The following is a 13,020-nucleotide window of genomic DNA, read 5'->3' on the forward strand; positions in this document are numbered from 1 at the left end:
ATATTGAAATAAAGGAGAGAGTGCTTATGAAAAAGCTAATGACATCATTACTTGTTTCTGGATTAGTTTTAACAGGAGTAAGCGCTGGTCATCACGCTGAAGCAGCATCTGGAAACTCAATGCAAACAGTTCAACAAATTACTCAAGGTGATCAATCATTAGAAAATGTTAAAATCGGCGATTCAATTAAAAGCGTATTAAATAAATATAGTCATCCAATTTATTCATATAATCAACAAGGAACAGAACATTATTATGAGTTTAGAACACATAAAGGTGTCTTACTTGTAACTGCAGATGGTAAAAAAGATAGAGGTCATGTAACTCGTGTGTCTATGACTTACAATCAAGCTAACGGTCCATCTTATAAATCTGTAAAAAATGAATTTGGTAACAAAGCGGTAAGTCGCGTACATTATAATAGAGTAACTGGTAACTTTGGTTACATCCAAAATGGTAAAGCTAGTTATCAATTTAGTTCAAATTCACCTAAAGATAAAAATGTAAAACTTTATCGCATTGATTTATCTAAATAAGAGAATAATGGCGATATAAAATTTTTGAAATTAATTTCTAGAGTATGAATAACTTTATATTAGATATGAATAGGGAGCAGAAAGATGAAATGAAATTTTTAAAATTGACGTTTCACTTTTGCTCCTTTTACTATGTCCATTGATTTAAAGATAGTTAAAGTTTAATATGGGGTTTGAGAAATATTGCGTAGAGTATGGTAAAATTTTAAACTGAAAATTAATAGTTTAATTTATTGCTTAATTCGTATTAGCATCAAGATTGTATGTAGAAGGAGTTAATCATGCATGCGTACTAATGATAAAGTATTGCTCGAAAACATTAATGATTATTTTAGCCATAAAGGTATGTCACCAAATCTAATAGATGATATTAAAGAAAAATTCAGATCAGATATCAAAAAATCAGAAGAAAAAGATCAAGATTATATTGAATATAGAGGTAAATCCCCAGCACAAATTATATTAACGATTCAACGTAATCTATTTGCTTTACAACTCAATCCCGTCATCTTTTTTATCATTAATTTTATACTTATTTCTTATTTATATGATAAACAGTATGTACAGTTCCAAGCGATTACTGGAATAAGTTTATTTTATTGTATTGTGATTTTCCCTATCACGATTATTCTCTATACTAGGATAGCTAGGAAAAATTATCTATATAGTAATAAATATGAGATGTGGGTAGGCATTGTGATTGCTATCATCGCTTTAATTCTTGTCATTATGCAAGGTTTTCATTTTAATTGGGCGATTATACCAATCAATATTTATGGACATCAATTTGTATTCTTTGTTGGAATCATTTTGGGTCTAATTGGTATATTCTTTAAGCGCTTAGAATTTTCAGGAATTGGTTTATTATTCTGTCAGAAGACAATAGATGCAATGATTACAAATCCTGAAATTGCACAATTTTTCTCGTTAGCAATTTGGATATTATTAGTGGTACTCATTATTTTTTATACAATTAAACTATCAGCGAGAACGAAATCGTAGATTTTCTTTAATCTTAAATTCGAAGAAGTCTTATATATAGTTGTTTAAGTTAACTATATGTAAGGCTTTTTTTATGTCTTAAAAATTCGTCAGAATAAGTTGAATGCACGTTAAAAAACTGAAGAATAAGAAGTGATTCTGTTTTAAATAATTAATTTAATTGAATCATAATTTAATTCTTCGTTCATTGAATTAAAGGCGTAACGATGATTCGAATTGGGTATAACAATTATTAAAGGGAGGTGCCAGTATGAATAAAATTCAAACTTGCAATCAAATTGAACTTGCTTATAGTGATGAAGGAGAAGGCATCCCCATTATTTTAATTCATGGATTAGACGGTAACTCAGCTGGCTTTCAGGATTTGAAAAATGAACTCAAGCAAACACATAGAGTGATAACTTATGATGTGAGAGGACATGGTAAATCCTCACGATCAGAATCTTATGATTTAAAAGATCATGTTGAGGACTTAAGTCATTTAATGGATGCATTAAATGTGAGTTCAGCACATATTCTAGGACATGACATGGGGGGCATAATTGGAAGAGAGTTCACTGAAACATATCAGTACAGAACAATTTCACTAACAATAATCTCTGCGAAGAGGGAAGATATCACTCACGGATTCACAAAACTCATGGTTGATAATCAAGAAGAAATTGCTGGTTTTAATAAAGCAGAGGCAATGATTATTCTATTTCCTAAATTATTTAAACAACAAGACAATACGATGAAGTGGTATCAACGTCAGAAGTTATATAGTAGACCGACACCTGAAGATAGCGCAATTGCTGTTAGGGCATTATTAAATCATGTTGATATGATTAAGGACGTTCATCATAAAGTAACTGTGCCAACACTTTTAGTTAATGGTAAACATGATCCATTAATCATGGATAAAACACATTTTCGTATTGATAGTTACTTTGAAAATATTAAAAAGTACATCTTTGATGAATCAGGACATGCACCACATATAGAAGAACCAGATAAGTTTTTAGATATTTACTTAGATTTTATTAAGTTAGAGGAAAATGCATAACTTTCACTATATTTAAAATTATTTATAATAAGTATTTAGTATTACATTTCATAAATATATATCAAAAAATGCGACCAAAATAATATTTGGTCGCCTTTTATTATTTGTGTCAGACATATTGTATTTTCAATTATATATCCCCACAAAAAGAGAGTAAGATTATGAAATCCTAAGAATCAGATTTCTATCTTACTCTCGTCAAATTTCATATTAAACTTCGTTATCGTCGTTCGCTTCAGTGATTCGTTTGTTAACTCGTTTTAATAGCTCGTCAATTTTTTTACGTTGTTTAGAGTTAACTAAGATTAAAACTGTTCTTTCATCGTGTTCGTTACGTTTTTTATTGAAGTAATCCTCTTGAGATAAGTTTTTAACAGCTTTTACCACTTGAGGCTGTTTATAATTTAAGTGGTTAATAATATCTTTAAGATAATATTCTTCCTCTTTATTTTGACTAATATAAGTTAAAACAGCGAATTCTTCAAAACTGATTGAGAATTCTTTCTTAATAATACTTTTTAATCTGTCAGCATAAGTGACCATAGCTAATAATTCAAAGCAGTCATTAATTTTTGAAATAGCCATTATTGAAACCTCCCTATTTATAGCGTAAACATTAAAGACCCATATAACATGACTCAGCAAGTTTTGTATGTTATTAAATTAAGATCTATATGAATACTCTACCCGAATTTATTAATTTGTATCTATTTTTTTGAAAAAATACGAAGTGTCTGCCATAATTTAGTATTAAATAAAATTTTAAGAAATATATTTAATGCTATATTATTTAGTTAATTATAACTAAATAAAAATAAGAAGTAAACAAATAAGTGTTTATAAAACTAATTATTGTTTGTACATTATGATTGAATTAGTAAAATAGCATTTGCCTTATTCAAAAATATTACAAATATTTATAATTTTTCTAAATTTAATAAAAATAATGCTGAAAAGTAAACATTTTGAAATGTTATTTTCAACTTTTAATGACTAAAAGCGCTTACCATTTTATTAGTAGGATGCTTAATTACATTCTCATTAAGAGCTAAACCACTTGTTATAGTGATATACCCACTTTTAGAAGATTTTTTATATTTTATTTCTCTTTTTACAATTTTTTTATTATTCATTACTAAAATAAATTTGTTATCTATAATACTTGTTTGTGGTAGCTCGATATCATTAGACATTAAAGTTACTTTAAAATGTGTGCCGATAGGATACTTAGCTTTGGTAGTTAATACTACTTGGTAATAAGAAGTATTATTTTTCACCTTAGTTGGTACTGTTGCAATTTCTTTCACTTTACTAATGAATTGAATTTTATCACGAGTAGTTACAGAAATATTTTGATTTATTTTTAATAAATTTATATCAGATTCTGATATATTAGCATGAATAACCTTTTCCTCGCTATCAATTTGCATTATCTTATCAGTTGCTTTTGAAGGGTAACAATTGATGATAGAGACCCTTCCATTAATAGGAGAGAAGTGGGTTGTATGAATAGAATTTTGAGTTTGAATAAGCTGAGAATACAGTAACGGTGAGGTTAAGAAAGGATTGTTTTTTAAATATGAAGGTATATGATTGGGGAGTTGAATTTGATTAAGAACACCTTTAAGTGTTTTAAATTCTTGTTCCTTTTCGTAATTATAATATTCAAAAATCGGTCTTTTGGTGGATATTTTATCTTGATGTTTAACTAAGAAGCGGCTGATTTGTCCTTGTGAAGGATTGAAGTAGATAGAGTAGCTTTGGAAAGGAGTTTGAATGCCATCCGCGGTAAGTAACCTTTTAGGCTGAGCTTTAATGATTTGAGTAGACTTTAAATTATTATCATCTGATCGTATTTTCGAATAAGTATGATAACCAAAACCTAAACTTGTAAGAACTAAAACTAGAATTAATAGTATAAGAATAATGCGCTTATTATTCATAGATGTTCACCTCATGATGTTATGATAAAAATATTATACAATATTAATTTATTTCTAAATAGTTTTTTTACCTATAATCAAAAGATAACTCTTTCATTCTTTCTAATTTTTACAATAATTGAAAAAAGGTTATTTATTCACTTCAAAAATAAAGAAATTCTAAGCTCTACAGGTAGAGCTTAGAATTTTAATAAGATAAAGATTAATTTAAAAGAATGATATAAGGTAGACTTTAAAATAAACGTAATAGAATAATTCCGATTGCAATACATATTAACCCACACACTTTACGCGCTGTAATTTTATTTTTAGGAGAGCCCATTAAACCAAAATGGTCTATTATAATTCCCATAATCATTTGGCCTAGCATTGCGACAATCGTTGTAAGCGCAGCACCTAAAAAAGGCATAAGGATAATATTAGCAGTGACAAAAGCCATGCCTAACATACCACCGATAAAGTAGACAGGCTTAATGCGTCCAAGCACATCATGAGTAATACTAATTTTTAAAGTGCGATTAAAAAGTAAAGTTAAAATGAATAAAGCTGTCGTACCTATCGTAAATGATACTAAAGACGCAAAGATAGAAGAATGTGTCTGTTGAGCAAGTGCGCTATTAATTGTAGTTTGGATCGGTGGTGCCGAGCCAAATACGAGTCCAATCGCTAACCATAAGATGAAGTTTGAATTGGTTTTATGATGAATTTTACGATTCGGGACATAATTCATTAAAAGAATACCGAAGATTAAAAAAATAATCCCAATTGCTTTAAAAAATGTAAATGGTTGTTGTGAAGCACCAAATAATCCAAATGTATCTATGACTACACCCATAAGTATTTGTCCTGTCACGGTGATGACTACTGTAAGCGCAGCACCTAATCTAGGTAATAATAATAGGTTTCCTGTTAAAAATATAACGCCCAGTAATCCTCCAACAAACCATGTATAGTTAAATGTCTGTCCTGAGAAGAATGAGGTTGTAAATACATGTGGATTAATAATAAGGTTAAGGATTAATAAACATAACGTTCCTACCGCAAAAGAGATGGTTGAGGCGTAAAATGATGAACGTGTAAATTGACTTAACCTTGAGTTAACTGAGGTTTGAATAGGAAGTAACATTCCCACAAATATACCTAAGAGGTATAAGAATATCATTTGTGATACCCACTTTCTCGAATTAATAATAATATGATACCACTCATATACTTGAATCTAAATAGAATGTTTGATTATGTATTATGGTACATTTTAATTCTCTAGTTTAAGAATATATATGTATAATGCATATAATAGTAATAAAAAAACATCACTAATGATTCTTTTTTTCTCTCATTAATGATGTACTTGTTAGTAAGAAACAATTCTCCCTATAACTTGTTATTTTTTATCTTCGAAAAGGATAGTCGTATTCTTATCAATGATTTGAGCTGAATAAGCTTTGACAGGTTTACCTACATTTGATTTTAAAATGCCTAATTCTAAAATTTGATTCATACTTTCTTTAACTAATTGTTCTGTCAAAACAGCGTCAAATTTTGTTAACTGTAATTTTACTGGCTTGTCTAAACTCGTTTTAAAGATGAGTTCTAACGTTTTTGACATATTCCTACTCCTCCTTAGATTAATGCTTCTGTCTTTGTGACTTCAACTTTGTCGTACTTTTCTCCAGTTAAACGTTCAATAATGTTACTGAAAGTTCTTATTTGATCATTAGACGTAGATGGATTTAAGTTAGAGAAACGACGTTTATGTTCGACTACTTTCCCTTCAGAGTCATGTTTAACTTGTGTAAAGAGTGCAGTCACTTGATTAATTTCATTCATCTTTAGCACCTCCTTTCACTTTATATATCGTTTGAAAATGAAAAAAAGGTCACTATATTTCTAAATTTCAGGCAGAAATTTTTGATGTAACTTAAATATCATATATCATTAAATGAGAAACCTTAATAAGGAGGACGTATGAATCAAGTAGACCCAATTAAATATAAAGAAGAGATTCATCAAATGTATCAAGTATTACAAGAACGGTCACAAAGGGATTATTTGTTTTTTAAGTTCGCAATTCATACAGGAATTAAACTGACAGATTTGTTAAATATGAAAGTAAAGTACCTTAAAACTTCTGAAATAGGGAATATAAAAACATCTTGGATGATAGATGATGAGCCAACTATTAAAATTAAGTTGCCATCTGAATTGCGAAACGAATTAAAACTTTACATAGAGGATTGTAAATTGGAAGATGAAGAACTTATTTTTCAATCTACGAGGACGCATCAATGTCTTTCAAGACAACAAGCTTATAGAATAATTAATCGTGCTGCTGAACAATTAGGTATGAAACATATTGGACTGACTACATTAAGAAAGACGTTTGCCTATCATGCCTATCAAGCAGGCATTTCAATCTCAATTATTCAGAAATATTTGGGACATCAAACAACTCAAGAAACTATAAAATTTATTGGGATTCAAGATAAATCGATTCATCAAACTGTGATTGCACTCAACTTATAAAAAAATATATTTAAAGGAGGCTTTAAATGAGTCTGATGTACCTTATGGGCGTGCTAATAGTTGTGATGATTCTAGTTTTACTCACTTTGAGTCATCAAATACTTAAAAAATATGCTGGTTATTTGTCGTTACTAGCGCCCATCATTTCATCTGTTTATTTCATTACACAAATACCAAATGTCTATCACCATCATTTCACTTCTATTCATATTCCATGGATGTCTTCAATAGATATCAATTTAGATATGAAATTAGATGGATTAAGTTTAATGTTTGGTTTGATTATCTCTCTTATAGGTGTAGGTGTATTTTTCTATGCTACACAATACTTATCACCTCAAACTGATAATCTGCCTAGATTTTTTGTCTATTTATTATTATTTATGTTTAGTATGATTGGCATCGTTATTGCGAATAACACTATATTAATGTATGTATTCTGGGAATTAACGAGTGTGTCTTCTTTCTTGCTTATCTCTTATTGGTATAACAATGGTAATAGTCAACTCGGGGCTATTCAATCATTTATGATTACCGTATTTGGTGGATTAGCGTTATTAACTGGTTTTATTATGTTATACATCATTACCGGTACAAATAATATCTCAGAAATACTAGCCCAACGTCAGGCGATTGAGAAGCATCCATTGTATATTCCAATGATACTCATGCTATTATTGGGAGCATTTACAAAATCAGCTCAATTTCCATTTCATATATGGTTACCGAAAGCGATGGCTGCACCCACGCCAGTGAGTGCATATCTTCATTCAGCGACTATGGTTAAAGCCGGTATATTCTTACTGTTTAGGTTTACGCCATTATTAGGACTAAGTGATATATATGTATATGTTGTTACGTTTGTAGGACTTATAACCATGCTTTTTGGTTCGCTTACCGCATTACGCCAATATGATATTAAAGGCATTTTAGCCTATTCTACTATCAGCCAACTCGGTATGATTATGTCTATGGTAGGTATAGGTGGGGGCTATGCACAACATACCTCAGATCATTTGTCAGAGTTTTACGCTTTAGTCCTTTTTGCTGGCTTATTTCATTTGATGAACCATGCTATTTTTAAATGTGCATTGTTCATGGGTGTTGGTATTATTGACCACGAGTCAGGTACGAGAGACATTCGTTCACTCAATGGGATGCGTCATGTCTTTCCTAAGATGCACATTGTTATGTTGTTAGCTGCTCTTTCTATGGCAGGGGTCCCATTTTTTAATGGTTTCCTTAGTAAGGAAATGTTCTTTGATTCACTTGTAAAAGCTATTGAACTAGATCAGTTTGGAATTAGCCTTACTATCATAGTTGTTGCATTAGGTGTGATAGCAAGTATTTTTACTTTTACTTATGCACTTTACATGATTAAAGAAACATTTTGGGGACAATTCAATACTGAAAAGTTTACTAAGAAAAGTATTCACGAACCATGGTTGTTTAGTTTACCTGCTATGATTCTTATGGTACTTATACCAATTGTATTCTTTATACCTAACGTTTTCGGACATAATATACTTATACCAGCATTAAGATCGGTATCTGGTGTTGGAACTCAAGTAGACAGCGTAGCACCTCACATTTCACAATGGCACGGTATCAACCTTCCATTAATATTAAGTGTCATCGTTATTGTGTCAGGAATTATTTTAGCACTTGCTATAAATTGGAAATCATTGACACATCGAATGATTAAACAAGCTTCAATCACAGATACTTATCGACGTGTTTATAGAGAGTTTGAATCTTATTCAGGTTATGGAATAAGAAGCTTAATGAGTGCTAAACTCAATTATTATATTATGATTACGTTACTCATATTTGTAGCAATTATTGCATATGGCTATCTTTCGGTTGGTTTCCCTAAAGTTCATGATTTACATGTTTCATCTTTTGGACCGCTCGAGATTATCTTATCAATCGTTACAGTAATCATCGGTATTTCTCTTATATTTATACGTCAACGCTTAACGATGGTTATTTTAAACGGTATTATCGGGTTTGCAGTGACGCTTTACTTCATTGCAATGAAGGCACCTGATTTAGCTCTCACACAATTAGTGGTTGAAACCATTACGACGATATTGTTTATCGTGAGCTTTTCAAGATTACCAAATATTCCAAGAGCAAAAGCAAACTTGAAGAAGGAGACGCTTAAAATTGTAGTTTCACTTATAATGGCTGTTTCTGTTGTTTCTCTAATTTTTATCGCTCAGCAAGCGGATGGTATGCCATCGATTTCAAAATTCTATGAAGATGCCTATAAATTAACAGGTGGCAAAAATATTGTTAATGCTATATTAGGTGATTTCAGAGCGTTAGATACTTTATTTGAGGGATTAGTATTAATCATTGCAGGTTTAGGTATCTACACACTACTTAATTACAAAGATAGGAGGGGACAAGATGAAAGAGAATGATGTGGTATTAAAAACGGTCACTAAGATTGTTGTTTTCATTCTATTAACATTTGGATTTTATGTTTTCTTTGCAGGACATAATAATCCAGGTGGTGGATTTATTGGCGGCCTTATCTTTAGTTCAGCTTTTATCCTTATGTTCCTTGCCTTTGATGTTAAAGAAGTATTGATTAGTTTACCTATAGATTTTAAGAAATTAATGATTATTGGATCATTAGTATCTGTGTGTACAGCAGTAGTTCCTATGTTCTTTGGTAAACCAATCTTATACCAAACTGAAGCTAATGTGGCCTTTCCATTATTAGGACATGTGCACGTTACGACTGTAACGTTATTTGAATTAGGCGTATTACTTACGGTGGTAGGTGTTATTGTGACAGTTATGTTGTCAATAAGTGGTGGTAAGTCATGAACTTGATACTTTTACTGGTGATAGGATTTTTAGTATTTATAGGAACGTACATGATTCTATCCATTAATTTAATACGTATTGTTATTGGTATTTCTATTTATACTCATGCAGGTAATTTAATTATTATGAGTATGGGCAAATATGGTCCACATATGTCTGAACCATTAATTCAAAATAATCATTCGAATTTTGTAGATCCATTACTACAAGCCATTGTACTTACTGCGATTGTAATTGGGTTTGGTATGACTGCATTCTTACTCGTATTAATTTACCGAACATATCGCGTGACGAAAGAGTATGAAATTAGTGCATTGAGGGGTGAAGAAGATGATGAGTAACTTATTGATTATGCCAATGCTTCTTCCTTTTTTATGTGCTTTGATTCTAGTTTTTATAAAAAATAAAAATCAAACATCGAAAATACTCTCAATTACGACTATGATTGTTTCGACTTTAATTTCTTTAGCATTGCTTATCTATGTTGTGAACCATAAGCCAATCACATTAGATTTTGGTGGTTGGAAAGCACCATTTGGTATTCAATTCCTTGGCGATTCACTAAGCTTACTCATGGTTACAGTATCGTCATTTGTTGTGACGCTAATTATGGCTTATGGATTTGGTCGAGGTGAAAAGCGTGTAAATCTTTTCCATTTACCAACTTTTATCTTATTACTTACTGTTGGTGTAATAGGTTCATTTTTAACCTCAGATTTATTTAACTTATACGTTATGTTTGAGATTATGTTACTCGCGTCATTTGTGCTTGTAACATTAGGCCAATCAGTTGAACAGTTACGTGCTGCCATTATTTATGTAGTACTTAACATTATTGGCTCATGGTTGTTTTTATTAGGTATCGGTATGTTATATAAGACTGTTGGTACCTTAAATTTTTCTCATATTGCATCACGCTTGAACCATATGGAAAGTAATCAAACTATCACGATTATCTCACTCGTCTTTTTAGTCGCTTTTAGTTCTAAAGCTGCTTTAGTGATATTTATGTGGTTGCCTAAAGCTTATGCTGTGCTCAATACAGAACTTGCTGCTTTATTTGCAGCGTTGATGACAAAGGTCGGCGCATACGCGTTAATCCGCTTCTTTACCTTATTATTTGATCATCATCCTGGTATCACACATCCATTACTCGTTTTTATGTCATGTATTACGATGATAATCGGTGCATTTGGTGTAATTGCTTATAAAGATATTAAGAAAATTGCTGCTTATCAAGTTATATTATCGATTGGTTTTATTATCCTAGGATTAGGATCTCATACACATGCTGGAGTGAATGGTGCAATTTTCTATTTATCAAATGATATTATCGTTAAAACGTTACTTTTCTTTATTATAGGTAGTCTCGTTTATATTTCTGGCTTTAGAAATTATCAGTATTTAAGTGGTTTAGCCAAAAGGGAACCCTTCTTTGGTGTTGCATTTATTGTGATGGTATTTGCAATAGGTGGTGTACCTCCGTTTAGTGGTTTCCCAGGTAAGGTGCTTATATTCCAAGGTGCGATTCAAAACGGTAATTATATTGGTCTTGCTTTAATGATTCTGACTAGTCTTCTAGCGATGTATAGTCTGTTTAGAGTCATGTTTGTAATGTACTTTGGCGATACTGATGGTGAAGAGGTCAAATTCAAAGAGATTCCTCCTCATCGTAAAGGTATTCTTGGTATTCTAGTTGCCGTTGTACTTGCTATGGGTATTGCTGCACCAGTTGTCTTAAAAGTGACTGATAATGCTACAAACCTCAATATGAAAGAACATGTTTTCCAAGAGAATGTTAATTCGCATTTGAAGGAGGTTGAAAAATAGATGAAACAAGTCGTACTTAATATTGTCATCGCGTTCCTTTGGGTTTTATTCCAAGACGAGGATGAATTTAAATTTACAACCTTCTTCTCAGGATTTTTAATTGGTTTAATTGTCATCTATATCCTTCATAGGTTCTTTGGTGAAGAATTTTATCTCAAAAAGATATGGGTAGCGATTAAATTTTTAGCAATATATCTCTATCAACTATTAACATCAAGTATTAGTACGATTAATTATATTCTGTTTAAAACTAAAGAAATGAATCCTGGTTTACTTTCTTATGAGACTTCTCTAAAGAATGACTGGGCAATTACATTTTTAACTATTTTAATCATTATCACTCCGGGTTCAACAGTGATTCGCATTTCTAAAGATACGAATAAGTTCTTTATTCATAGTATTGATGTTTCTGAAAAAGACAAGCAAAATCTTTTAAGAAGTATTAAACAGTATGAAGATTTAATCTTGGAGGTGACACGATGATAACGTTAATCACACAATGTTTAATTATAAGTGCATTAATTATATTTGGTGTTGCTTTACTCGTGTGCCTTTTCAGATTAATTAAAGGACCAACAACAGCTGATAGAGTGGTCTCATTTGATGCGACAAGTGCAGTTGTAATGTCTATAGTTGGTGTGTTGAGTGTCGTATATAATTCGGTTTCGTTCCTAGACTCAATTATGCTCATTGCCATTATTTCATTTGTTAGTTCGGTATCTATTTCTAGATTTATCGGAGGAGGTCGAGTCTTTAATGGAAATAACAAAAGAAATTGTTAGTTTCATCTCAGCGATATTTATATTTTTAGGAAGTATCATTGCATTGATTAGTGCGATTGGTATTGTAAAGTTCCAAGACGTTTTTTTACGTAGTCACGCCTCTACAAAGAGTTCAACTTTATCAGTATTATTAACTATTATTGGTGTCTTAATATATTTCACGGTCAATCAAGGATTCTTTAGCGTTCGTTTACTTTTATCATTGGTTTTCATCAACCTTACTTCTCCTGTTGGAATGCATTTGGTAGCGCGTGCTGCCTATCGTAACGGTGCGTATATGTACCGAAAAGATGACGTCCCTAGGCAATCTTCAATATTGTTAAGTCAAAATGAGTTTAATTCACCTGAAGAATTAAAATCTCGTGCGAAACTAAGAGAACAACGTAGGGAAAAACTTTATTATAAAGAACGTGAAAAAGAGAGAAAATTTGACAGTGAAAATTAATCATAACCGTTAACGTATAAGAGTTAATCTATATATGTTAACGGTTTTCTTTTTTAAATAAGACTGAAGT

The 13,020-nt window shown here is 31.1% G+C and carries 16 protein-coding genes; 11 read left to right on the plus strand and 5 right to left on the minus strand.

From position 1 onward, the window contains the following. The first annotated feature begins 26 nt into the window (after positions 1-26). The 3 genes from CM54_RS00505 (at position 27) to CM54_RS00515 (ending at position 2,583) form a co-directional block, all read left to right on the plus strand. Positions 27-536, plus strand: a complete 510-nt coding sequence (locus CM54_RS00505; protein WP_002433432.1) for an SA0570 family protein — start codon at positions 27-29, stop codon at positions 534-536. 285 nt (positions 537-821) lie between these two features. After that, entirely contained in the window at positions 822-1,538 is a 717-nt protein-coding gene (locus CM54_RS00510; RefSeq protein WP_037548224.1) for a hypothetical protein, read from the plus strand. A 250-nt stretch (positions 1,539-1,788) separates the two neighbouring features. Next, entirely contained in the window at positions 1,789-2,583 is a 795-nt protein-coding gene (locus CM54_RS00515) for an alpha/beta fold hydrolase (RefSeq protein WP_002452550.1), read from the plus strand. Positions 2,584-2,793: 210 nt separating this feature from the next. On the opposite strand, the gene sarA is transcribed toward CM54_RS00515, so the two are convergent. The 5 genes from sarA to sroA form a co-directional block, all read right to left on the minus strand. Next, entirely contained in the window at positions 2,794-3,168 is a 375-nt protein-coding gene (gene sarA / locus CM54_RS00520) for a global transcriptional regulator SarA (RefSeq protein ID WP_002433479.1), read from the minus strand. Between the two features lie 401 nt (positions 3,169-3,569). Then, a complete protein-coding gene (locus tag CM54_RS00525; RefSeq protein WP_037548227.1) occupies positions 3,570-4,526 on the minus strand; it encodes a hypothetical protein in 957 nt (318 codons plus the stop codon). Between the two features lie 232 nt (positions 4,527-4,758). Next, entirely contained in the window at positions 4,759-5,688 is a 930-nt protein-coding gene (locus CM54_RS00530; protein WP_037548230.1) for a DMT family transporter, read from the minus strand. Between the two features lie 222 nt (positions 5,689-5,910). Beyond that, positions 5,911-6,135: a DUF2922 domain-containing protein gene (locus CM54_RS00535; RefSeq protein WP_002433204.1), complete on the minus strand. Its 225-nt coding sequence runs from the start codon at positions 6,133-6,135 to the stop codon at positions 5,911-5,913. Positions 6,136-6,149: 14 nt separating this feature from the next. Next, the gene (gene sroA, locus CM54_RS00540) at positions 6,150-6,356 is read right to left on the minus strand and encodes a sigS mRNA-stabilizing protein SroA (protein ID WP_023350722.1); all 207 of its coding nucleotides are present in this window, start codon (positions 6,354-6,356) and stop codon (positions 6,150-6,152) included. A 138-nt stretch (positions 6,357-6,494) separates the two neighbouring features. Here sroA and CM54_RS00545 point away from each other — a divergent pair, with 138 nt between their 5' ends. The 8 genes from CM54_RS00545 to mnhG2 are packed head-to-tail and all read left to right on the plus strand — an operon-like array spanning position 6,495 to position 12,950. Next, positions 6,495-7,052 carry a tyrosine-type recombinase/integrase gene (locus CM54_RS00545; RefSeq protein ID WP_037548233.1) on the plus strand — a complete coding sequence of 186 codons (558 nt, stop codon included), beginning with the start codon at positions 6,495-6,497 and terminating at the stop codon, positions 7,050-7,052. A 26-nt stretch (positions 7,053-7,078) separates the two neighbouring features. After that, the gene (mnhA2, locus tag CM54_RS00550; RefSeq protein WP_037548236.1) at positions 7,079-9,481 is read left to right on the plus strand and encodes a Na+/H+ antiporter Mnh2 subunit A; all 2,403 of its coding nucleotides are present in this window, start codon (positions 7,079-7,081) and stop codon (positions 9,479-9,481) included. Then, positions 9,468-9,893 carry a Na+/H+ antiporter Mnh2 subunit B gene (gene mnhB2 / locus CM54_RS00555; RefSeq protein ID WP_002433258.1) on the plus strand — a complete coding sequence of 142 codons (426 nt, stop codon included), beginning with the start codon at positions 9,468-9,470 and terminating at the stop codon, positions 9,891-9,893. The genes mnhA2 and mnhB2 overlap by 14 nt, the downstream gene beginning before the upstream one ends. Then, positions 9,890-10,234: a Na+/H+ antiporter Mnh2 subunit C gene (gene mnhC2, locus CM54_RS00560; protein ID WP_002452627.1), complete on the plus strand. Its 345-nt coding sequence runs from the start codon at positions 9,890-9,892 to the stop codon at positions 10,232-10,234. Before mnhB2 ends, mnhC2 begins: the two co-directional genes overlap by 4 nt. Beyond that, complete coding sequence (gene mnhD2 / locus CM54_RS00565; RefSeq protein ID WP_103157104.1) at positions 10,224-11,723, plus strand: Na+/H+ antiporter Mnh2 subunit D; 1,500 nt, start codon at positions 10,224-10,226, stop codon at positions 11,721-11,723. The genes mnhC2 and mnhD2 overlap by 11 nt, the downstream gene beginning before the upstream one ends. After that, positions 11,724-12,206 (plus strand): Na+/H+ antiporter Mnh2 subunit E, encoded by a 483-nt coding sequence (gene mnhE2 / locus CM54_RS00570; protein WP_016898376.1) that lies wholly within the window; start codon positions 11,724-11,726, stop codon positions 12,204-12,206. Then, the gene (gene mnhF2, locus CM54_RS00575) at positions 12,203-12,505 is read left to right on the plus strand and encodes a Na+/H+ antiporter Mnh2 subunit F (protein WP_037548240.1); all 303 of its coding nucleotides are present in this window, start codon (positions 12,203-12,205) and stop codon (positions 12,503-12,505) included. Before mnhE2 ends, mnhF2 begins: the two co-directional genes overlap by 4 nt. Then, the gene (gene mnhG2 / locus CM54_RS00580; protein WP_037548243.1) at positions 12,480-12,950 is read left to right on the plus strand and encodes a Na+/H+ antiporter Mnh2 subunit G; all 471 of its coding nucleotides are present in this window, start codon (positions 12,480-12,482) and stop codon (positions 12,948-12,950) included. The genes mnhF2 and mnhG2 overlap by 26 nt, the downstream gene beginning before the upstream one ends. The last annotated feature ends 70 nt before the right edge of the window (positions 12,951-13,020 follow it).

Origin of the sequence: Staphylococcus sp. TE8 (assembly GCF_000692055.1) — a bacterium.
Lineage (GTDB): Bacteria > Bacillota > Bacilli > Staphylococcales > Staphylococcaceae > Staphylococcus > Staphylococcus capitis.